Source organism: Corynebacterium propinquum DSM 44285 (genome assembly GCF_000375525.1).
Classification (GTDB): Bacteria; Actinomycetota; Actinomycetes; order Mycobacteriales; family Mycobacteriaceae; genus Corynebacterium; species Corynebacterium propinquum.
Genome location: NZ_AQXC01000001.1, coordinates 309,841 through 331,527 on the forward strand (window position 1 = coordinate 309,841; position 21,687 = coordinate 331,527).

At 57.0% G+C, this 21,687-nt stretch carries 21 protein-coding genes and 1 pseudogene; 3 read left to right on the top strand and 19 right to left on the bottom strand.

Annotated elements, in window-relative coordinates:
* Window positions 1-34: 34 nt before the first annotated feature.
* The 4 genes from B142_RS0101440 to dxr all read right to left on the bottom strand — a co-directional run bounded on the left by B142_RS0101440 (window position 35) and on the right by dxr (window position 5,613).
* A complete protein-coding gene (locus B142_RS0101440) occupies window positions 35-1,885 on the bottom strand; it encodes a penicillin-binding transpeptidase domain-containing protein (RefSeq protein ID WP_018119760.1) in 1,851 nt (616 codons plus the stop codon).
* A gap of 32 nt (window positions 1,886-1,917) precedes the next feature.
* A complete protein-coding gene (gene ispG / locus B142_RS0101445) occupies window positions 1,918-3,081 on the bottom strand; it encodes a flavodoxin-dependent (E)-4-hydroxy-3-methylbut-2-enyl-diphosphate synthase (RefSeq protein WP_018119761.1) in 1,164 nt (387 codons plus the stop codon).
* Window positions 3,082-3,148: 67 nt separating this feature from the next.
* Entirely contained in the window at window positions 3,149-4,369 is a 1,221-nt protein-coding gene (locus B142_RS0101450) for a M50 family metallopeptidase (protein ID WP_018119762.1), read from the bottom strand.
* A gap of 26 nt (window positions 4,370-4,395) precedes the next feature.
* A complete protein-coding gene (dxr, locus tag B142_RS0101455) occupies window positions 4,396-5,613 on the bottom strand; it encodes a 1-deoxy-D-xylulose-5-phosphate reductoisomerase (RefSeq protein WP_018119763.1) in 1,218 nt (405 codons plus the stop codon).
* Window positions 5,614-5,821: 208 nt separating this feature from the next.
* Here dxr and B142_RS0101460 point away from each other — a divergent pair, with 208 nt between their 5' ends.
* Window positions 5,822-6,259 carry a DUF2631 domain-containing protein gene (locus tag B142_RS0101460; RefSeq protein WP_018119764.1) on the top strand — a complete coding sequence of 146 codons (438 nt, stop codon included), beginning with the start codon at window positions 5,822-5,824 and terminating at the stop codon, window positions 6,257-6,259.
* Window positions 6,260-6,364: 105 nt separating this feature from the next.
* On the opposite strand, the gene rlmN is transcribed toward B142_RS0101460, so the two are convergent.
* The 6 genes from rlmN to rpsB form a co-directional block, all read right to left on the bottom strand.
* Window positions 6,365-7,492, bottom strand: coding sequence for a dual-specificity RNA methyltransferase RlmN (rlmN, locus tag B142_RS0101465; RefSeq protein WP_026167741.1), 1,128 nt, complete (start codon window positions 7,490-7,492; stop codon window positions 6,365-6,367).
* Between the two features lie 40 nt (window positions 7,493-7,532).
* A complete protein-coding gene (locus tag B142_RS0101470; protein WP_018119766.1) occupies window positions 7,533-8,426 on the bottom strand; it encodes a phosphatidate cytidylyltransferase in 894 nt (297 codons plus the stop codon).
* A 177-nt stretch (window positions 8,427-8,603) separates the two neighbouring features.
* Window positions 8,604-9,161, bottom strand: coding sequence for a ribosome recycling factor (gene frr, locus B142_RS0101475; RefSeq protein WP_018119767.1), 558 nt, complete (start codon window positions 9,159-9,161; stop codon window positions 8,604-8,606).
* Between the two features lie 72 nt (window positions 9,162-9,233).
* On the bottom strand, window positions 9,234-9,929 hold the full coding sequence (gene pyrH / locus B142_RS0101480) for a UMP kinase (RefSeq protein WP_049148525.1): 696 nt from the start codon (window positions 9,927-9,929) through the stop codon (window positions 9,234-9,236).
* A 267-nt stretch (window positions 9,930-10,196) separates the two neighbouring features.
* On the bottom strand, window positions 10,197-11,024 hold the full coding sequence (gene tsf / locus B142_RS0101485) for a translation elongation factor Ts (protein ID WP_018119769.1): 828 nt from the start codon (window positions 11,022-11,024) through the stop codon (window positions 10,197-10,199).
* A 90-nt stretch (window positions 11,025-11,114) separates the two neighbouring features.
* Window positions 11,115-11,933, bottom strand: a complete 819-nt coding sequence (gene rpsB / locus B142_RS0101490) for a 30S ribosomal protein S2 (protein WP_018119770.1) — start codon at window positions 11,931-11,933, stop codon at window positions 11,115-11,117.
* Window positions 11,934-12,408: 475 nt separating this feature from the next.
* Here rpsB and B142_RS11520 point away from each other — a divergent pair, with 475 nt between their 5' ends.
* The gene (locus tag B142_RS11520) at window positions 12,409-12,969 is read left to right on the top strand and encodes a peptidoglycan DD-metalloendopeptidase family protein (protein ID WP_018119771.1); all 561 of its coding nucleotides are present in this window, start codon (window positions 12,409-12,411) and stop codon (window positions 12,967-12,969) included.
* Window positions 12,970-13,024: 55 nt separating this feature from the next.
* Here B142_RS11520 and B142_RS0101500 read toward each other — a convergent pair whose 3' ends face one another.
* From B142_RS0101500 to rplS, 9 genes are all read right to left on the bottom strand, one after another.
* Complete coding sequence (locus tag B142_RS0101500) at window positions 13,025-14,020, bottom strand: tyrosine recombinase XerC (RefSeq protein ID WP_018119772.1); 996 nt, start codon at window positions 14,018-14,020, stop codon at window positions 13,025-13,027.
* 46 nt (window positions 14,021-14,066) lie between these two features.
* A complete protein-coding gene (gene dprA, locus B142_RS0101505; protein ID WP_018119773.1) occupies window positions 14,067-15,332 on the bottom strand; it encodes a DNA-processing protein DprA in 1,266 nt (421 codons plus the stop codon).
* Entirely contained in the window at window positions 15,329-16,876 is a 1,548-nt protein-coding gene (locus tag B142_RS0101510) for a YifB family Mg chelatase-like AAA ATPase (protein ID WP_018119774.1), read from the bottom strand. The genes dprA and B142_RS0101510 overlap by 4 nt, the downstream gene beginning before the upstream one ends.
* Entirely contained in the window at window positions 16,866-17,267 is a 402-nt protein-coding gene (locus B142_RS0101515) for a YraN family protein (RefSeq protein WP_018119775.1), read from the bottom strand. The genes B142_RS0101510 and B142_RS0101515 overlap by 11 nt, the downstream gene beginning before the upstream one ends.
* Window positions 17,268-17,591: 324 nt before the next feature.
* Window positions 17,592-17,897: a DUF2469 domain-containing protein gene (locus tag B142_RS0101520; RefSeq protein WP_018119776.1), complete on the bottom strand. Its 306-nt coding sequence runs from the start codon at window positions 17,895-17,897 to the stop codon at window positions 17,592-17,594.
* 164 nt (window positions 17,898-18,061) lie between these two features.
* Window positions 18,062-18,682 (bottom strand): ribonuclease HII, encoded by a 621-nt coding sequence (locus B142_RS0101525; RefSeq protein WP_018119777.1) that lies wholly within the window; start codon window positions 18,680-18,682, stop codon window positions 18,062-18,064.
* A 70-nt stretch (window positions 18,683-18,752) separates the two neighbouring features.
* Window positions 18,753-19,493 (bottom strand): signal peptidase I, encoded by a 741-nt coding sequence (gene lepB / locus B142_RS0101530; protein ID WP_018119778.1) that lies wholly within the window; start codon window positions 19,491-19,493, stop codon window positions 18,753-18,755.
* Window positions 19,471-20,187: a signal peptidase I gene (lepB, locus tag B142_RS0101535; protein ID WP_026167743.1), complete on the bottom strand. Its 717-nt coding sequence runs from the start codon at window positions 20,185-20,187 to the stop codon at window positions 19,471-19,473. Before lepB (B142_RS0101535) ends, lepB (B142_RS0101530) begins: the two co-directional genes overlap by 23 nt.
* Window positions 20,188-20,443: 256 nt before the next feature.
* The gene (gene rplS / locus B142_RS0101540) at window positions 20,444-20,788 is read right to left on the bottom strand and encodes a 50S ribosomal protein L19 (protein ID WP_018119780.1); all 345 of its coding nucleotides are present in this window, start codon (window positions 20,786-20,788) and stop codon (window positions 20,444-20,446) included.
* A 212-nt stretch (window positions 20,789-21,000) separates the two neighbouring features.
* On the opposite strand from rplS, the pseudogene B142_RS13925 reads away from it, so the two are divergent.
* A pseudogene (locus B142_RS13925) lies at window positions 21,001-21,684 on the top strand (thiamine phosphate synthase); the annotation flags it as partial.
* Between the last annotated feature and the right edge of the window lie 3 nt (window positions 21,685-21,687).

Consider the following 21,687-nt stretch of genomic DNA (forward strand, 5'->3'; position numbering starts at 1 on the left):
TCTGTGATTTACGTGGCCCTAAAACCGAAACCAACTATCCTCCATCGGCTGTACCAGCGGGCGTACCTGCGCCGGCGCGCAGTTCATCGAGGCGTTGGAAGAAACGATCAGAAACATTTACCGCCGTGGTCGAGCCACCACCGTCGACGACCAGCGTGGCAAAAGCGATATCGTCGTCTCGGAAACCGGTAAACCACGCGTGGGATCCCCCGGAGTACTCCGCCTCACCGGTTTTGCCGTGGATCGTGCCTCCGGCTTGCATACCCGCAGCGGTACCCGAGGCGACAACTTCCCGCATCATCGAGCGCAAACCTTCAATAGCTTCCGGGGACGGACCTGGGACGTCTTCACTCGGTGTTGTCTCATGACCTTCGATCAACGTCGGCACGGGGCGGTGACCTGCAGCCACTGTCGCCGAGACTAGAGCAAAACCAAATGGGCTGGCCAGATCCAGGCCCTGGCCGTAACCAGCTTCGGTGCGTTCAAACGCGGTTTCGCCTTCCGGGATTTCCCCGGTGATGGTCACTAATCCGGGAATCTCATAGTCAATCCCGAGGCCAAATTTTTTGCCGGTCTGTTCCAGTTCACCTGGCGCAAGGTTCGTCGACATTTCGGCAAACGTGGTGTTACACGACGCAGCGAATGCGCGCTGTAGCGGAACGGTACCCAGCGAGAATTGGTTGTAGTTAATCACGGTGCGGCCTTGGATATTCATCGTTCCCGGACAGCCGACATACGTTCCCGGATTAACATCCTGGTGCTCAATTCCAGCTGCCGCGGTAATGATTTTGAATACCGATCCGGGTGGATAATGCCCATTGAGGGCAATATCGCCGTCTTTATCTGCTTCCGGGGTTTGTGCGACCGCGAGAATTTCCCCCGTCGACGGACGCATCGCCACCAACATGGTTTGTTTATCTTCCCGCATGGCAACGGCATCTTGTGCTGCCCGTTGTACGTTGTAATCGATCGCTACTTTCAGCGCCGGGGCCGGGTCTGCATCATGCACACTCACGTCGGACAGCGCAGCCCCCTGGGGATTGACCACGCTCACTTTCCAGCCGTTAGCTCCTTCCAGATCATCGCCGACGATCCGGGTCACTCGCGACATAATATCCGGCGCAAAGTCTTTTTCCACCGGAACCATCGCCGGTTCCTCGTTCAGGCGGACCCCGGGCACGCCTGCAAGGTCCTCGGCAATCGCCGGGCCTTCATCGGCTGAATACATACCAACCGAATAAATCCCATCAATGCCTTCCAATGACGATGCCAGCTCAGCAGCATCCAGTGGAGAAATCGCTGTATCCCTGTGACTGGCAGCATTGACCGCACTAGCGATACGCGCTGCAGCCGCGCGGGGATCATCCAACTGGGCAGTATCGACCAACAACCGGTGCGAAACTCCTGGCGACAAGAGCTCTACCCCATCCGAGGACACCACGCTGGCACGAGCTGCTTCGACCGCACGCAATTCCAGGTGTTGATTAGCCCCGAGATCCGGGTGAATGATCGTCGGCTTATAGCGCACAGTCCACTCATCAGACGCCTTCGTCAACGTCATCTCAGTGTCATAGACCAACTCGCGATCGCGCGGGAGATCCCAATGCATGGAATAACGCACCGTGGCTATCGAATCATTGACGTCGACGTCGTCCAGAGTGGCGGTGAGGCCTTCTGCCTGTAATCCCGTGAAAGTATCGTCGATTGCTTTCGTGATGTCCTGTGGGTTGTCCACAACATCAGATAAAGCCTCCGCATCCCGTTCGGCCATGGCATCCAAGAAATCTTGGGCGACCGGGTCTGCAGAGGCCGGCTTTGGGGTGCACGCCGCCAGCGTAGAACCGCCAATGACAGCGGAAACCAGCAGCGCAACCGTCTTTTTCATGACGAAAAGACTAACACGACAACGTCATGATTTTAGGAAGTGACGCGCACGTCCGCCTTAGCGCCTTCTTGTGCTTCCAAGCCCTGCTCCTCAGCGATGATATTCGCCTGTTCAATCAGAGTCTCGACAATCTGTGATTCGGGGACGGTCTTCACGACCTGCCCCTTCACAAAAATCTGTCCCTTACCGTTACCCGATGCCACGCCAAGATCAGCATCGCGAGCTTCACCAGGGCCATTGACGACGCATCCCATCACAGCAACGCGTAACGGGAATTCCAAGCCGTCGAGGCCTTCGGTGACTTCTTCGGCCAACTTGTACACATCCACCTGGGCGCGACCACACGAAGGGCAAGAAACGATCTCCAGCTTGCGTTCCTTCAGGTTCATCGCCTGCAGGATTTGCTCGCCAACTTTGATTTCTTCTACCGGATCAGCTGACAACGACACGCGGATGGTATCGCCAATTCCTTGCGAAAGCAGTGCACCGAAAGCTACCGAAGACTTAATGGTGCCCATCATCAACGGACCAGCTTCTGTCACGCCCAAGTGCAGCGGGTAATCCGTCTTGGCGGCCAGCTGTCGATATGCCTCCACCATCAGCACTGGATCGGAATGCTTGACCGAAATAGCAATGTCACCGAAGCCGTGTTCTTCGAACAGGGAGGCCTCCCAGATCGCGGATTCCACCAAGGCTTCCGGGGTTGCCTTGCCATATTTTTCCAGCAAGCGTTTGTCTAGCGAGCCGCCGTTGACGCCGATGCGGATGGGAATTCCCGCATCGCCAGCCGCCTTGGCAACTTCTTTCACCCGGCCATCGAACTCCTTGATATTGCCGGGGTTCACGCGTACCGCGGCACACCCGGCATCAATGGCCTGGAAAATGTACTTCGGTTGGAAGTGGATGTCCGCAATCACCGGAATCGGCGACTTTTTCGCGATCGCCGGTAGTGCCTCAGCATCGATAGGCTTCGGGCACGCAACCCGGACGATATCGCAGCCGGTAGCAGTCAGCTGGGCAATCTGCTGCAACGTTGCGTTAATATCATGGGTTTTAGTCGTCGTCATCGACTGTACTGAAACCGGATAATCCGATCCGACTCCCACATCACCGACCATAAGCTGACGCGTCTTACGCCGCGGAGCCAGCGTTGGCGGCGGACCTTCCGGCATTCCGAGTCCAATCGGAGTTGGCATGTATTCTCCTTGCAAATTGCGAACGTGCTGGCAATATTCTAACACTGCCAGCAACTACTACACACTGCTAAAACAGCATGATGGGATTGACCAGATCGGCAATAATGACGATCACACCGACAGTCAGTAGTAATGCCGCCATGCCGTAGGTCAACGGCAGCAATTTTTCATAATTCGCCGGGCCACCTGGTTCTTGGCCACGCAGTCGACGGACAAGGTTGCGCAGCTTTTCCCACAGCACCACCGCGATGTGCCCGCCGTCGAAAGGCGGCAGCGGGATCATGTTAAACAGCGCGAGGAAAAAATTCAGCGTCGCTAGCATCATCCAGAACATCGGCCACAGCTCGCGTTCGACGAGTTCACCGCCCGCACGCGAGGCACCCACCACGCTCATCGGGCCATCTTGTTCTCGCTCTGCACCAAAAATGGAAGCCGCAACCGCGGGGATCTTACTTGGGAAAGCAATAATGCCGTCCACCGTGGCTTTCAGCATGTACCAGGAATAATCGAGACTCGCCGGTATCGCCTCAATAACGTTGTATTCACGATGCACATCCAGCGGTGCGTTGGTCAGGCCAACCGAGCCGACAGTCTGTGGCTGGCCGTCGGCGTCGTAACGCACCACAGAGTCCAGCTCAACGTCCAATTGCAACTGTTGGCCATCACGTTCGATATCCAGCGTGACGGTCTCGCCCGGCCGGTCCTGGACCTCATCGCGGAACTGCATGAAATTATCCAGCTGTTCGCCGTTAAGTCCGGTAATAATGTCTCCAGCGACTACTCCGGCTTCTCCACCGGCGCCGTGGCCCGTACAGTCTTCTAATTCAGCAGGCGCATCCGCCTGGATGGGCGCCTTTTGATCCGCAGAACACGTCACCTCGCCTACCTTCGCCCGGACGTCGGCATGCGGATCTGGCAACCCAGCACTCGCCGCGACAAAGAACAAGATCAGCAACCCGAGCACAACATTGACGAATGGGCCCGCCGCCAACACCGCAATACGCTGCCATGCCGGCTTGGAGTACATGGCATGCGGCTTTTCCTCCTCCGTCATCTCGTCCATCGCGGTCATACCAGCAATGTCACAAAAGCCACCAAGTGGAAGCGCAGCTAGCCCATACCGGGTATGCCCTTTGGTAAACGACAGTACGGACGGGCCGAAGCCCACATAAAAGCGACGCACGCGCATACCAAATGCCCGCGCCGAAACCATATGCCCGGCCTCATGCAGTGCGATCGTGGACGCAATGCCCAGGGCAAACAGGAAAATGCCAAGAATAAAAGCCATCGCGAAAACTCTACCTTAACTACGCACTAGGACAGGCGGTGCGCGCGTGTGATGTGTTCCCCGGCAACGCGGCGGGCGGCTTTTTCCAGCTCATAAATATCGTCGAGGCTGTGAGCAAGCGGCCCCGGTTGCTGTGCGAGGGTCTCCATCACAGTGCCGACGACATCAACAATCTGTGGGAAACGGAGCTGGCCCCGCAAGAATGCGGTAGCGGCTTCCTCATTGGCAGCGTTAAACACTGCGGGTAGACCGTCGGTAGCAAGCGCAGTGCGGGCTAAATCCAGGGCGGGAAAAGCATCGTTATCCACCGGCAGAAATTCCCACGACTGTGCGTCTTGCCAGTTGATCGGCGGCTGCGCATGCGGGAGGCGGTTCGGCCACGCCAATGCCAATGCGATCGGAAGCTTCATCGACGGCGGCGAGGCCTGCGCAAGCGTAGAGCCATCGCAAAACGTCGCCGCTGAGTGCACGATCGACTGCGGATGCACCACCACGTCAATGTTGCTGGCGGGAAAATCAAATAGATAGCTGGCTTCGATCAGCTCAAGGCCTTTATTAACCAAAGTCGCGGAATTGAGCGTATTCATCTGCCCCATCGACCATGTCGGGTGCGCTGCGGCTTGCTGCGGAGTGACATCCCACATACGTTCGCGGTCCCATCCGCGAAACGGGCCCCCGGAGGCAGTAAGCACCAACCGCGAAAGCTCTTGCCGACGCCCAGAACGCAGAGCCTGCGCCATAGCAGAATGCTCAGAATCAACCGGAACAATCTGGCCCTCTGCTGCTTGTTCTAATACCCAACGTCCACCAGCAACGAGGGATTCTTTATTCGCCAGCGCCAGTGTCGAGCCTGCGCTCAGCGCAGCAAGCGTGACCGGCAACCCGCGCGAACCGTCCATCGCGTTGAGTACGACATCTGCGTGGGCAGCCGCACACAGCGTAGCCGCTGCATCCGGACCGCTCGCAATATTTTCGCCGAATTCTTGCGAGATCTTCTGCGCTGCGGCTTTATCGGCGACGGCGAGAAATTCCGCTGAAATCGCGAAATGTCGTGCCTGCTGACACAGCAACTCCGGCCGCGAGCCACCCGCGGCGAGCCCAACTAACTCAAACTTATCCGGGTTATCGGCGATAACTTCTAAGGCCTGGGTGCCGATCGACCCGGTCGAGCCCACCACGACGACAGTGCGCTTGTGGTCGGTTTCCGGAGCTACCGTCTGCTGTTTGTGTTCTGCACCAATCACGCCCGCTACTTTATCGCCTCGATGCCTTAATCGCTTTATATCCGTCGGTATGCAAGAATAAAGACAGCTATGTTTCAAGTTCGGCACTTGCCACCACAATAGACACCATGGTCCCGTCAACTCACACCGTTGTCGGGAGCAAGCAGGTTTGTTCTGGTGGTGCGCCGGACACAGGTTTAACTGACGTTGATGTGAAGGAGTATCCGCTGTGGCTTCCCACGAACCCGCACCGCAGGTACATAACGGTGTATCTACCCTCGATGTTCCCTCGGCGGCCTGGGGTTACAGCGCCGTAAAGCGCACCACCATCCAGGTGACTGGCTGGATTTCCGTCCTGTGGCTCTTGGGGTTGAACTTCGGTAACCACGAGGGTCACGTCGAGACCATCTACCTGTTTATTTTCGCAATTCTGATTGCACTTGGCTTGCTCATCCACCTGTTTGAACCAAAGCTTTCTCAGGTACGCACCCTGACCGGTCGCAACAAGGGCGAAAACCACAAAGAACCAGAATGGGCTTACCAGCAGGCTACCCTCACCGGTGTCTACGCTGAGCTTACCGATTCGCAGCTGCGCTCGATGAACATCGACCCAGCGCGTGTTGCTCAGTTGCGTGCCGGCCAGCGCAACGAATCTATCGAGGGCTAATCACCACCGCGGTTACTCATTCCGCATCAAACTAATAGCCACCCCGGTTTCGGGGTGGCTATTGTTGTACGTGGAGCTATCTCGAACCCAAAATACGTTCCCGAGTTAGACCCTGGCTTCGGCTTCCATTTTTCGGTCAGCTTCTTCCTCTGCAGCCAGCTGACCACAAGCTGCCGCGATCTCTTGCCCCTTGGTATCACGAACGGTGCACGGTACCCACTGCGAAACGCGACGGACGAACTCGTCTTGTCGGTCTTTCGGCGAGGCATCCCATTCTGAGCCTGGGGTTGGGTTCAGCGGGATCAAGTTCACATGCACCTTGGTGCCCAAGGCTTTCCACAGCTTCTCTCCGAGGAGATCCGCACGCCAATCCTGATCATTCTTATCGCGGATCAAAGCATATTCAATAGAAACACGGCGTGAGGTCTTTTCCACGTAGTACTTCGCGGCATCCAGCACTTCTTCTACCGACCAACGGTTATTCACGGGCACCAAGGTATCGCGGAATTCGTCATCCGGCGTATGCAAAGAAACCGCCAGGGTAACGTTCATCTGCTCGTCGGCAAGCTTGCGGATAGCTGGTGCCAGTCCCACCGTGGAGACTGTCACGTTACGAGCAGAAATACCGAATCCCTTCGGACCGGGGGCAATAATCTGGGCGACGGTGTCCTTCACGCGCTTGTAGTTTGCCAGTGGCTCACCCATGCCCATAAACACGATATTCGACAGGCGCGAGCCTTCGTCGGCAAGAGTTTTCGCTGCATGACGCACCTGCTCTGTCATCTCTGCGACTGAGAGGTTACGGTCCAACCCGCCTTGGCCAGTCGCGCAAAATGGACAGTTCATGCCACACCCAGCCTGCGAAGAAATGCACAGGGTAGCGCGGTTCGGATAGCGCATCACTACCGATTCCAACAAGGTTCCATCATGCAGACGCCACAACGACTTCGAGGTATGGCCGTCGTCGGTTTCTTTGGAATACAGGTGTGTCATCAGCTGTGGAAATAGAGCATCTGCGACTTTGTCCCGGGCGTCGGCAGGTAAATCCGTCATCGTCGTCGGATCGGCTTCATAGCGCTCGTAATAGTGGCGCGCAATCTGATTGGCACGGAATTTTGGTAGCCCCAGCTCGGCTAACGCGTCGATGCGTTGCTGTTCACTCAAGTCCGCAAAATGCTTTGGCGGAAGGCCCCGCTTTGGGGAGGAAAAATCGAGTTTAACTGGTTGTGGCATGACTGCCATACTGCCTTGTTCGAAGCGTATGGACAAATCGCTAAGCGCTATATTCCACCAGCGTATTAATCAGCAACCACGTAGCCATGGCCGCGGGCAGCATGCCGTCAATACGGTCCATGAGTCCACCGTGGCCAGGAAGAATTGCTGACATGTCTTTGATGCCAAATTCACGTTTAAATTGCGACTCCACAAGATCGCCCAGGCTGGCGCAAATTACTAACCCCACGCCCAGCACGAGGCCGATGCGCCAATCATCATGCAGCAAGAAATGTACACTCAGCGCCCCAGTGATCATGCCAAACAACACTGAGCCCGCAAAACCTTCCCAGGATTTCTTCGGACTCACCGCAGGCGCCATGGGGTGGGCACCAAACATGACGCCAGCGGCATAACCACCAACATCGGAGGCCACGACACATAACATAAAGGTCGCGATCGAGGCACTACCCGATGCCCATGGAGTACTCAGATGCGACAGCATCGCGCCAAACGAGGCGAACAATGGGATCCACATCAGCACGAATACGCCAACGGACATATCACGCAAATAATTCTGCGGGGCAGCGTGCCTGCCATTATGAAATAGCCTGCCGAACATCAAAACCAAAACGGATGCAACAAACGCCGCAACCAAGCCCGTGATGTCAAATGGCCACGACAGCCACACCATGGCTTGGCCCATGATGATCATTTGATAAAACGGCAGGCTGTAGGAGTTTTCCCGCAAGCGTGAGAGCACTTCCCACATAGCCACGGCCACGCCGATAGAAACAACCGGATACCACGCGACCGGGCCAATCAACAGCGCGCCAATAACCAGCGCGCCCAGCAACACACCAACACCGATTGCTACGCGAAGATCACGGCCGGCATCGTTTTTTGGGTATGGGAGGTGGCCACGCAGTGACCAACCGGGTTTCGATTCCTTCATACCCCTCCTTAAGGCCCGTGTCTGGAATTCTTAGTGACAGTGTTCGCTGAGTGACCGCGTACCTGGCATGCACGCATGCACCGTGTTCGTGGCAGCGCTAATACTGGTTGTAGAAAGACGTCGCACTGCGAGTTAACCACACTCACAGTGCGACGTTGGCAAAATGATGAAAAGAATTTAGACTTCCATCAATTCGGATTCTTTGTTGCCGACGACGTCATCGATGGAATCGACGTACTTCCCGGTCACTTTTTCCATCTCGGCTTCTGCCGCCTTGACTTCGTCTTCGCCACTTTCGCCATCTTTTTGCAGCTTCTTCAACTGCTCCATGGCTTTCCGGCGAACGTTACGGATAGCAATCTTGCCGTCTTCGCCTTTGGAACGAGCAAGTTTTACCATGTCTTTACGACGTTCCTCAGTAAGCTGCGGGATAGTCACGCGCAGCACTTGGCCGTCGTTCGTTGGGTTCACGCCGAGATCAGAGTTGCGGATTGCGTTTTCAATCTCACCGATCATCGACTGCTCATAAGGCTTGATCAGCAACATGCGTGGTTCAGGTACCGAGACCGTCGCCATCTGGGTAATAGGTGTCGGGGCACCGTAGTATTCCGCGACCAGGCCGTTAAACATCGATGGGTTCGCCCGGCCGGTGCGAATGGTGGTGAGGTCTTCACGGGTGTGCTCAACAGAGGCGGCCATGCGCTCTTCTGCTTCCAGCAAAATATCATCAATCATGAATAAATCCTGTATGTAATCGAGTAATGCAGATCTGCAGCCGAACTAGTGTGTCCGGCTATCCAGCTGTTTCTAGCTTTCCTGTGAGGTTACCAGGGTGCCAATACGTTCCCCGGCTACCGCGCGGGCGATATTGCCCTCAGTCAACAGATTGAACACCAAAATTGGCATGTCATTATCCATGCACAGGCTAAAGGCCGTGGCATCAGCAACCTTCAGGCCCTTTTCGATGACTTCCCGTGGGGTAATTTCTGCGTAGAGTTCAGCATCTGGGTTATACCGTGGATCATCGGAATAGACTCCATCGACCCCCTTGGCCAAAAACAGCACCTCTGCCCCAATTTCCAGGGCGCGCTGAGCCGCAGTGGTATCCGTAGAGAAATACGGCATTCCCATGCCCGCGCCAAAAATGACCACGCGTCCCTTTTCCAAGTGCCGGTCGGCACGCAATGGCAGATAAGGCTCTGCGATTTGGGCCATGTTGATAGAGGTTTGCACACGGCAGTCCACGCCCAGTTGCTTCAGGAAGTCCTGCAGCGCCAATGAGTTCATGACTGTACCGAGCATGCCCATGTAGTCCGAGCGGGCCCGATCCATTCCGCGCTGGGATAGCTCAGCGCCTCGGAAGAAGTTGCCACCACCGATAACGACGGCGATTTCCGCGCCGGTTTTTGCTACCTCGGCAATTTGGCGGGCCACGTTTTCGACCACATCCGGGTCAATGCCGACGGTTCCACCGCCAAACATTTCTCCGCCGAGTTTCAACATGACGCGTTTATAGCGGGTTCTTTGGGCACTCTCGGTGTCAGTCACCGTTGTTCTCTCCTTGGCTGTGCAGACAATAGCTTCCATGCTACCTTCTCGGCTCACTAGCCTAGCAATTAGAGCCCTGGCTCGGCACACAATCCTCCCCACAAGGTATGTACGCAACCCCACAATCAGGACTTAGGCCCGCTACCCCAGATACAGCAAAACCCTCGCCGTAATGGCGAGGGTTTACCGGGTAAGCAGTGCGCAAGGCGCCTGCATCAGGGTTTATGCCTGACCAACCTCGAAACGACGGAAACCGGTCAGCTTCACGCCTGCTTCTTCAGTTACCTGAGCGACAGTCTTCTTGTTGTCTTCCAAGGATGGCTGTTCCAAAAGAACGACGTCCTTGTAGAAGCCATTCAGGCGACCTTCGACAATCTTCGGGATGGCCTTTTCTGGCTTGCCTTCTTCGCGAGTGATCTGCTCAGCGATAGCCTTTTCCTTCTCGACGATCTCGGAAGGAACGTCCTCGCGAGTCAGGTACTTGGCCTTCAATGCAGCAACCTGCATGGCGGCAGCGCGGGCGACGTTATCAGCGTTGTCAGCATCGGATTCGTAGGAAACCATGACACCCACTGATGGTGGCAGGTCGCCGGAGCGCTTGTGCAGGTAGATAGCCACTTTGTCGCTGTCTACGGTGGCGGCGCGCTTCAGTTCCAGCTTCTCGCCGATCTTGGCGGACTGCTCCTGGATCAAATCGCCAGCGGTGCTGCCGTCAACCTCGACTGCAACCAGTTCTTCCTGGGAGTTAGCCTTTGCGGAAGCGGCGGCGTCGGCGATCTTCTGGGCGAAGTTAATGAAGTCCTGGTTCTTAGCAACGAAGTCAGTTTCGCAGTTAACTTCGACCATGGTGTTGCCGGAAACAGCGATCAGGCCTTCGGAAGCATCGCGGTCTGCGCGCTTGCCGACGTCCTTGGCGCCCTGAATACGCAGGGTCTCAACGGCCTTGTCGAAGTCTCCGTCGTTTTCTGCCAACGCCTTCTTGCAGTCCATCATGCCGGAGCCGGTCATGTCACGAAGCTTTTTTACGTCTGCAGCGGTGTAGTTCGCCATAGTGTGGGCGATCCTCCTTGTATAGGAACCTTTGATAGAAACAATAGGGAAAACGCCGAAACGCTCATCAGCTACGTTTCGGCGCCAAGCTTAAGCCTGCTCGGAAGAAGCGCCTTCTGCCGATGCTGGATCAGCGGCGGCAGCAGCTTCTGCGGCATCGCGCTGTTCCTTGTCAGCGGAATCGCCAGCAGATTCCTTAGCGGCAGCCAGCTTACGCTCTTCGCGTGCCTTCTTGCCTTCTTCGACTGCGTGACCGATGACGCGAGACAGCAACTTGGTAGCGCCGATGGCGTCGTCATTACCCGGGATTGGGAAGTCGACGTCGTCTGGGTCACAGTTGGTGTCCAGGATGGCAACGATTGGGATGTTGAGCTTGTGAGCCTCAGAAACAGCGATGTGTTCTTTGTTGGTGTCCACGATCCACAGTGCGGAAGGAGTCTTGGTCATCTCAGAGATACCGCCCAGAACGCGCTCGAGTTTCTCGCGCTCACGGGTCAGGGTCAGAACTTCCTTCTTGGTGCGGCCCTTGTAGCCGTCCTCAGCCGCATCCATAGCCTGCAGTTCTTTCATGCGGGTCAGACGCTTGGTGACGGTCTGGAAGTTGGTGAGCATACCGCCGAGCCAACGGTGGTTGACGTATGGCATGCCGACGCGCTTTGCTTCTTCTTCGACAGCCTCCTGTGCCTGCTTCTTGGTGCCGACAAACAGGATGGTGCCGCCGTGAGCGACGGTTTCCTTCACGAATTCGTATGCCTCATCGATGAACGTCAGGGTTTGCTGAAGATCGATGATGTAGATGCCGTTGCGATCGGTGAAGATGTGGCGACGCATCTTTGGGTTCCAGCGACGCGTCTGGTGACCAAAGTGGACACCCGCGTCGAGGAGCTCGCGCATGGTTACAACTGCCATGGTTAGCTTCCTTTTCGGTAGATAGTTTTGGTTGTTTACGGACGTCACAGGGCCATACCGCTGCGTAGCTGTAGTGCTGTGTTGCAGCGTTATCAGCCCCGTGTTTGTTGCGCAAGGGTTTTTATCCCTTGCCCTGGCAATGAAGTCCGCCGCCAACACTCCGCTGCGCCTCCACACGATTTAGCACAATCATTGGAGGCTTAGGAGACCACGTCGGCGCCGGTTTTCCACCACCCTCGGTGCTGTTATGGGATGACGAAAAACTTCATCGCGCGTAGTCAGTGCGCATAACACACACTGCTGAGCGGTATCTTAGGTTAAACAGGCAGATAACACCAACTTTTTGCGCACGATGTCCCGAAATTATCCACAACTGCGCTTCGTTATGTCACTACTGTAGTCTGCTATCACTTTATCCACAGTCATAGCGACGCTCCGACGAGTACACATCGCTTTTCCGACATGCTGTGTAACCATGACGAATCTGCCGCCAATCCCTCATCCGCACGCCGCAATTCTTGCCATCGTGGCTCTGACTTGTTCGCTGCTTGCCGACGTCACGCCGACCGTCCACGCCGCCCCCGCCGAGGTGTCGGAAGAGCTTGCTTCCACGGATTTTGCTGGCGATTACGTTGACCCCGGCACCCGCAGCGCCTCCCCATCTCCCGTGTTACAAGGTTTTGACCCGCCCGAGCAGGACTGGTTACCCGGCCACCGCGGGGTCGATCTCGACATCGCCATCGGCGCGCCTATCGCCGCAGCCGGTTCTGGCACCGTGCATTTCGCGGGCACGGTAGCGGGCACACCGACTGTGTCGATTAACCACGATGGTGGTCTGCGTACCACGTACCAGCCTGTTTTTGCTCGGGTCAGCGCCGGAGATCACGTTATTGCCGGCGAGATCATTGGCACCTTGGCTCCCCCGATAAACGGCGAACCTGGCTTGCATTGGGGAGCACGCACTGGCCCGAAAACCTATATCAATCCTTTGGATCTCTTAGATGAGGTAATCATCCGCTTGAAGCCCTGGGATTAGCGGGGGTTTGCTCGCAAGAAAATTCCGCATCGTTACCACCCCGGGCATCACCCCATCACGCCCGTGGGTGCGCCTGCGCATGCACCTGTTTGAGTCGTTCGGCAGTCACATGGGTATACCGCTGCGTCGTCTGCAGGGAGGCATGCCCCAGGATTTCTTGCACCACGCGTAGATCGGCCCCGCCTTCTAATAAATGCGTCGCTGCTGAGTGGCGTAGGCCGTGCGGGCTTAATGAACTGATTCCGTGCGCCATCCCGGCGCGCTCGACGATTCGTCTTACCTGGCGTTGGTCTATTCGTTTGCCACGAGCGCCAATGAATAATGCAGGTTCTTGGTGCTGGTTTTTGCTTCCACGGGAGTCGTGATTGGTGTCTGTACCTCTGTGTGCTTTTTTGAGCACGGCGTGGCGACCGTGTTCGATCCAGGTACTCAATGCGTGCGCGGCGGTACGCCCAAAGGGGACGACGCGTTGCTTGTTTCCCTTACCCGTGACTTTGATGGTGCCGCGGTCCACGTCGAGATCTGTAAGGTTGAGCGCGACGAGCTCGGCAACTCGCATGCCGGAGGCATACAGCAATTCGAGGATCGCAGAATCGCGCTGGCTAAGTGGGTCTGAGCCTGTATCATTGCCTGCTGCTTGCCTTGGTGTCGACGAGACCACATTGGCCGCTTCATCAACAGCCAGCACGGTAGGCAAGGTATTCGCGGCACTCGGATTGTGCAGTCGGGCAGCAATATCGGCATCTAGATAGCCTTGTCGTTGCGCCCAGGTGGAAAAAGCCCGGGCCGACGAAGCCCGGCGCGCAATCGTCGCCCGGGATTTCCCATCACGGACTGCCGTCGCTAGCCATGCGCGTAAGGCGGGCAAGCGGAATTCGGCGAAGGTGGGAATATGGGTTGCGAGATCGTACAGGTCGCTGCGGTAACTGCGCACCGTGGCTGGCGAGCGGCCTTGCACAAAGTGTTGATAGTCAGTGAAGTCGTCGATGGCTTCGTGCAATTGGCTGCGCTGCTTACCTTGGCTGCGCGGTTTCTCTGTGCCCGTGTCCATAGCGGTTGATTATAGGCTGGTACGCGGGCTGGTCCTGTTCGCGTTGTCAGGATGTGCGGCTAAACCGGCCGGCTTCGCGTGTCACAAGCCCGGTTTTGTGGAGTTCCAATAGCAGGTGAACGGCAAGCCCTAGCGGCATTCCAGCTTCTGTGGCTATTTCTTCGGCTGTCTTCCCTGGAAAACCGTGTGCTGGGGTGCAGTCATAGATGCGGAGTTCATTGCGCGATAGTTTTTGTATTGGGTCGGGGCTAAATTGCAGTTCATATTGGCCGGTCGCATCAACCTCGCCGATGCTTCCGAGTAATTCGCGTACGTCATCGGCGCTGGTAACCAACTGTGCTCGACCGTCTTTGAGGAGTTGGTGGCAGCCTAGTGATCCTACTGTGGTTATCGGCCCTGGTACCGCCATCGTGGTTTTACCGAATCCTTCCGCCCAGTGCACAGTATTGAGCGCCCCGGAGCGCCAGGCGGCTTCTACTACCACGGTGCCTTCGGTTAATGCCGCAACTAGTCGGTTGCGAGTAAGGAAGCGGTGGCGTTGTGGCGGCGTTTCTGGTGGGTATTCGGTCACCATCGCCCCGGAATCACCTGCTGCTATGGTCTGAAACAACTTCGTATGAGCGCGCGGGTAGACTTTGTCTACGCCACAGGCAGTAATGACCATGGTCTTTCCACCCGAAGCCAAAGCAGCTGAGTGTGCTGCGGCATCGATGCCTAGTGCACCTCCGGCGATCACTGTCCATTGCGCAGGAGAAAGGCCCCGCACTAACTGCTCGGTGGCGGCTTTCCCGTATGCGCTCATCGAACGCGTACCGACAATAGCGACAGATTGCGCCACCAGTTGCCGAAGGTCCTGTCCGCGCACCCACAAACCATGCGGCGGCGCGCTAGCTCCTGCCCCGCTGCTCGAACCACTCGCTGCACGCGCTGCTCCGAGTTCAGCAAAGCCAAAGGCTGCGTCAAATGTTTCCGTCGGAAATTCAGCATCGTCCGGGGTGACCAAGCGTGCACCGTAGCGGGTGGCTATTTCCAGGTCTTGTTCCCACCGGCACCAGTCATGCCGGGCTTCTGTTTGTCCCAACAGGTCGTGCAGCCAGCTCGCCCGTCTGCGAACCCCGCGCGCAATTTCTGTGGCATCTCTCCCGGCGCGTAAAAGCTGCCAGAGTGGTTGCGATGGCCCCTCGATCGCTCGATTGAGATATGCCCATGCATAGCGTTCAGCATTGTTACCGCTGCTGCTGGTGCTAGTACTAGTTCTAATGCTGCTGCAGCCGCCGTTATCGCTGGTGTCGTTCATTCCCTCGTGGGTCATACCGCAAGCTCCTGCTGCGGCTGTGCCATCTCACCGCGTATTTCTATGGCCTGGGCAATTTCTTCCAAACCCGGTTGTGCCACACCTGACAAATCACAAAGCGTCCACGCCAATTTTAATACCTTGTCGACAGCCCGCTGCGTGATATCACCCTGCGCCAAGTGAGCCTGCAACAATGCCATGCCAGCGGAATCGGCTGCGAAATCACGACGTAGCAGCGTCGTAGGCACCGAGGCATTAGTGGTGACCGCAATACCTGCTTTCATCCAGCGGTGGGCACTACGCTCGCGCGCTTGGGCCACCGCATCCGCTATTTCTGCCGAACTGCGCGCATTCTTACTCACCAACGTCGCCGCCTGCGAATGTGTCCGGACAGTCATATCCAACCGATCGCGCATCGGTCCAGACAGATTATTCAAATAGCGCATGCGCTCATGCGGTCGACAGCGACACTTCGTGGCATCCTCGGCGGCACACCGGCACGGGTTCGCCGCGAGTACCAGCTGACACCGCGCTGGGAAAATAATTTCTCGGCGGTTGCGCACGAGCCGCACTTCGCCTTGCTCTAGCGGGGTACGCAAGCTATCGACGATTGCTGCTGGCATTTCCGAAATCTCGTCAAGAAACAACACGCCGTGATGCGCCAGGCTCACCGCACCAGGGCGCGGATTTCCAGAGCCACCGCCGAGTAGCCCGGCGCGGGTGATGGAATGGTGTGGGGCGATATACGGTGCCTGGGTAATCACCGACCTGGGTGCGCTGCCAGTTCCCAGAACAGAATGCACCGCGCTGACTTCCAGCGCTTGCGAGGTCGTCAGCTCCGGCATGATCCCCGGTATGCGCGCAGCCAGCATGGATTTTCCAGAACCTGGTGGACCGATCAATAACAAGTGGTGGCCACCGGTTGCCGCGATTTCTGCTGCGCGGATCGCTTCTTCTTGGCCTGCGATATCCGCGAAATCCAACCTCGGAGGCCCCGACCTATCAGGATGATTGGCATAACGGTGGGCGTCGGCAAGCTCTGCTTCCCCACGCATCCAGTAATACGCGGCGCTCAGCGTGGGTGCGACCAGAACGTTCATGTCATCAAGCAGTGCGGCTTCAGCGGCATTCGCAGGCGGGATAATCACGGTGTCAAAACCGAAACGGCGTGCTGCCAACAGCGCTGGTACGATCCCGGCGACCGCATGCACACGCCCGTCCAATCCAAGCTCGCCCAGCACTAAGGTGGAATCTAAATCCCGATGTTCCAATCGATGCGAACGTTCTGCGGCTTCCAAAATCGCCAGCGCCGTCGGTAAATCAAAATGCGAACCGGACTTCGGCAAACCCGCCGGGGACATGGACACCACAATTTTGGTTTTCGGCCAGCCTAATTGCGCGTTTGCTACTGCGGTACGGATACGATCACGTGATTCGTTGACGGCTGCATCGCCCAACCCGACCACGTGGATGCCCGGGAGCCCGGGCCCAATATTGGCTTCGACGGTAACGATATCGGCATGAACACCAGACAAGGCAACGGTATGAGTTTTAGCAAGCACCGTGTTCTACCCCCTCGAAAATTTCTACGGCAGCACCTTGTGCTGGATCAACATCAGCTCGAACCACCACAACATCAAAGCGGACCGGCCCCAGAAACGAGGGGCGCTGCCAACGCTGTTGCTCACTCAGCCACCGAGCTGCAGCATGACGCATACGCCGCAATTTCTGGGCAGTCACAGCCTCGGCCGCACCAAATGCGGTACTACTACGAGTTTTTACTTCCACGAAAACAACGGAACCGGGTGGGCCCGCAGTAGGCCGGACAATCAGATCGATTTCACCGCCGCGGTAATACACATTGCTAGCGACGACCTCATAACCTCGGTTGCGATAAAAATCTTGCGCAATCACTTCGCCGCGTTGGCCCAATTGGCGTGCATGGGTAGGCATGACAAACTCCCCCAACAAAACAGTTGCTGTATCTGAAGCTTTTCCAGATACCGCTAGTTTTCGTCGGCAAGCGCCCCCAAACAAGCAGTATGTCCGGGAAGTCAACCAAATCTGTGGACTACTTGAGTTATCCACACCCTTAGCGCGCAGAATTTGACAGGGTGCCAGGAGTTGTTCCGAGCCTAGAACCGCCAGCCACTAGAACCTCCTAGCCCCTAGAAGTCGCGCAACACCCGAGCACGCCTCCGACTGATGGGCGCACGGGAAAGCCCCAGCACACACTCCGTGTACTGGGGCAAACAACCGCATGGAAAGCTGGGCGAATTACTCTGGCACAATCATATCCGGCTTATCCAGCTCTTCGATGTTGACGTCCTTGTACGTAATGACGCGGACATAACGCACGAAACGAGCCGCCCGGTACATATCCCACACCCAGGCATCGGACATGCGGACTTCGTAATACACATCGCCACCAGACGTATGCGGGATGAGTTCAACGGCATTGGCCAGGTAGAACCGCCGCTCAGTTTCAATCACATAGGAGAACTGGCTGACGACATCACGATATTCGCGATACAGGGACAGCTCGACTTCCGCTTCGTAGTTGTCCAGTTCTTCTGCGCTCATCTGCGATTACTCCTTATGCGGGCGACTACCAGGTGTTGGCGAACAATTCGGTCACCAGTCTAATCCCGGCACCGCCTTTCACGGCTGCGGCGCACCGGGACTCGTGACATCTGGGTGCTGGCATCTGGGTACTGGCGGCGGGGTGAGTACTGCTGTCGCACAGGTTAGTCGTGCTGGAGCGCTTCCCACTGCGCATGAGCTGCGGCAACGTTCGCATAACTGCGACGATGCTCGGGGCAGGCACCACGTTCTGCAATTGCTTGGCTGTGCGCTTTGGTGCCATAGCCTTTATGCCCGGCCAAGCCATAGCCTGGGTACCGTTGATCGAGCTCGACCATCAGACGATCCCGGCTGACTTTCGCCAGCACGCTAGCCGCAGATATACAGCGCGCAGCCGCATCCCCACCAATAATTGGAAGCTGCGGGACAGTGAGGCCCGGGATTTTCATCGCGTCGCTGAGTACGTAAGACACCGGTTGCCCCAGCCCTGCCAATGCGCGGCGCATCCCCGAGAGATTCGCGTGTTGAATACCGCTCGCATCAATGCGAGCAGCCGACACATGCACCACGGTAAAGCTTATAGCCTTGTCAACAATGATATCGAAGAGCTTTTCCCGTTTCGCCGGGGACAGCTTCTTCGAATCCGTCAACGCCGCTAGCTCCGGCAGAGGCCCGGAAGGCAACACACACGCGGCGATCGTCACCGGCCCACAGCAGGCTCCACGCCCGGCTTCATCAACACCTGCAACCGGGCCGAAGCCGTGGTCTTCCAAGTGCTGTTCCATCCAGCTGGGATTCCCGTGGAGTTTCGCAGTCGAGTTGCTAGCCGACGATCGCGCGCTACTATTCATGCGGTTATTCCACCCCGCCAAACCGAGCAAGCGGCAAAATTATCCCGCGGACTTTCCCGATGAAATTCTCTACCGGAACCGTGCCCTGGTATGGATCACCGAGATAGGCCCGCGAATCCAGCGAATTAGTACGGTTATCCCCCATCACCCATACGTGCCCGTCCGGCACGGTCACGGGACCGAAATAATCTCCGCCGCATTCTGGCGCGCCACCCGGCCCGTCGACACGATGCGTAGGTGGATTCGCAATATACGGTTCAACCAACGCCACGCCGTCGACAAGCACCCCCGGATCACCTGGCATGCACTGCACAGTTTGGCCTGACGTGGCGATGACACGTTTCACAAAACTATTCGCGTCCGGAGCCACCAATCCAATCGCTGCTCCGGCATTCTGGAGCCCCCGGACGAATCGATTATCACTACGTGGGGAGGAAAAACCTGCCTGCCAGGAATCCGTGCCATCGAACACTGCCACCTCACCGGGTTGTGGCTCACCTAATCGATAAGCCAGCTTGTCGACGATGATGCGGTCGTTGCTTTCCGCGCAGTCCGTACACCCCTGCAGCGTGGGTTCCATCGACGCCGACGGCACGACATAAAACCTGCCGACGAACGCCTGCACCGCAGCCAGCACGCCGAAAGTCACAACAGCAGTAGCGAGGATGATCCGCCACCGCCACAAACTCGTAACATCAGTGCCCGCATCGGGTGAGTCGGTGCTATTGCTGAATATCCGGGTCATCGATACCGCCAAAGCGGTTAAACGGGAAGAAGACAAACTGCGCTTTGCCGCGGATATTTTCCGCAGGAATCGTGCCGTGGCGGTCATCAAACATATGCGCCCGGGAATCCGCCGAGTTGGTGCGGTTATCACCCATCATGAAATAGGAATCTTCCGGGACCTCGATCGGCCCGAAATATGGGCCGCCACAGGCCTGCGAGCCTGCGCTCTCATCGATCGGATACTGTGGCGGGGTTTGGATATATGACTGGTCGATCGGTTTCCCATCAACCATCACAGCCGCATCGCCTTCCTGACACGACACGGTCTGCCCACCAGTGGCGATAATGCGTTTGACCAAGGTGTTTTCATCCGGAGCCGCCAACCCCACCAACGATAAACCATCCTGAATGCGAGCAAGCAACGCGTTATCAGAACGCGGCGATTGGTACATCCCAGCCCACGACGGCGTGCCTTCAAACACCACGACATCGCCTGGCTGTGGGTCCGAGAAATAATAGCTGACCTTTTCCACAAAGATCCGGTCATCGGTACATTCCGGGCAGCCGTGCAAGGTGGGTTCCATAGAGGCTGAAGGAATTACGTACTGGCGTCCAATCAGGTTTTGAAAAAGGCCGACTACAACCAGCACCACCAGTACCGTCAGGACGGTTTCCGCCCACGCCGGCAGGCGGGGCTTGCGGTCATCTTCCAGGTCCTCCGCGTGCGCGTTGGATTCGTCGTCTGCAGCCGTGTCGTTAACGGGTTGCACGCCAGCATCACCAGCATCCAGTGCATCGACGGACTCAGCATCATCTCCAGGACGGTTTTCTTGGCTAGTCACGGATTACACCTTAGCAGCGGGAAATAAGCAGTGCGCCAGCACTACAGCGGGGCTGCGAACCGTAGCTACACAAAAACCCAGGTGGAAAAATTCCCACCTGGGTGCTTGCAACATCTGCGAAAAACTTTTAGCGCTTTTCCTTGATACGAGCCTTCTTGCCGCGCAGGTTGCGCAGGTAGTACAGCTTCGCACGACGGACCTTGCCGCGGCGGGTCACCTTAATCGAATCGATGTTTGGCGAGTGAACCGGGAAAGTACGCTCGATGCCAATACCGAACGAGATTTTGCGCACAGTGAAGGTCTCACGGATACCGGAACCCTGACGACGGATGCACACGCCCGAGAAGAGCTGGGTACGCTGGGTGGAACCCTCGATGACCTTGACGTCTACGTCCAGGGTGTCACCGGCACGGAATTCTGGGATGTCATCGCGCAGCTGCGCGGCATCGACTTTATCGAGAATGTTGTTCATAGCAGTGTCCTTAATACGTCGGGAAAGAGGAGCCTAGCAACCACTAATAACCCCAGGGTGATTCTCCTGTGATGACTAGCGGTGTGACCGGTTCGTATCCTTAACAATCAACCGCTCTAGTCTGGCACAATAGGCAGATAGATTTCAAATCTTGTCAACTATTATTCCAGCATTCCAGTGCAGTTTAATCCAGCGAGCAAAGTGGTGGTTTCATGCCTGTGCCCTTCCCATCCCGATCTCACAGCGCCCGCGACCAGCTAGATCTCCGCTGTTATTTCGTCACTGGTTCCGGCAGCCACGAGGCGATCATTGCCCGCGCGGTGGCTGCCGCCCGCGGCGGCGCTGGCATCATTCAGGTGCGCTCCAAGCCGATTAACACGGCCGCCTTATATGAGCTTGCCGCGAATCTTTCCGTGGCTGTCGCGCAAGTAGCACCTGAGTGCGCAGTGCTGGTCGACGACGCTGTCGAGCTCGTCGGCAAGCTCAAAGCCGACGGCTACCCGATCGCTGGCGTGCACGTGGGCCAAGACGACATGCCCGTCGACAAGGTGCGTGAGTTGTTGGGGCCCGGCGCGGTCATTGGCTTGACGACGGGCACGGTGGAACTAGCCGCAGCAGCGAATGCGCATGCCGACGATCTTGATTACATCGGTTGTGGGCCGTTTCGCGCCACGCCGACGAAGGATTCTGGCCGCGCGCCGCTGGGGATTGCTGGCTATCCACCGATCGTGGCCGCAAGCGAGGTTCCAGTCGTTGCTATTGGCGATGTCACCGTCGACGATGCTCGTGAACTAGCTGCCACTGGAGTCTCTGGTGTCGCCATTGTGCGTGGAATCATGCATGCCGAGAACCCGGAAGACTACGTTGCGGACGTCGTCAAGAATGTCACCGCTGGGCAC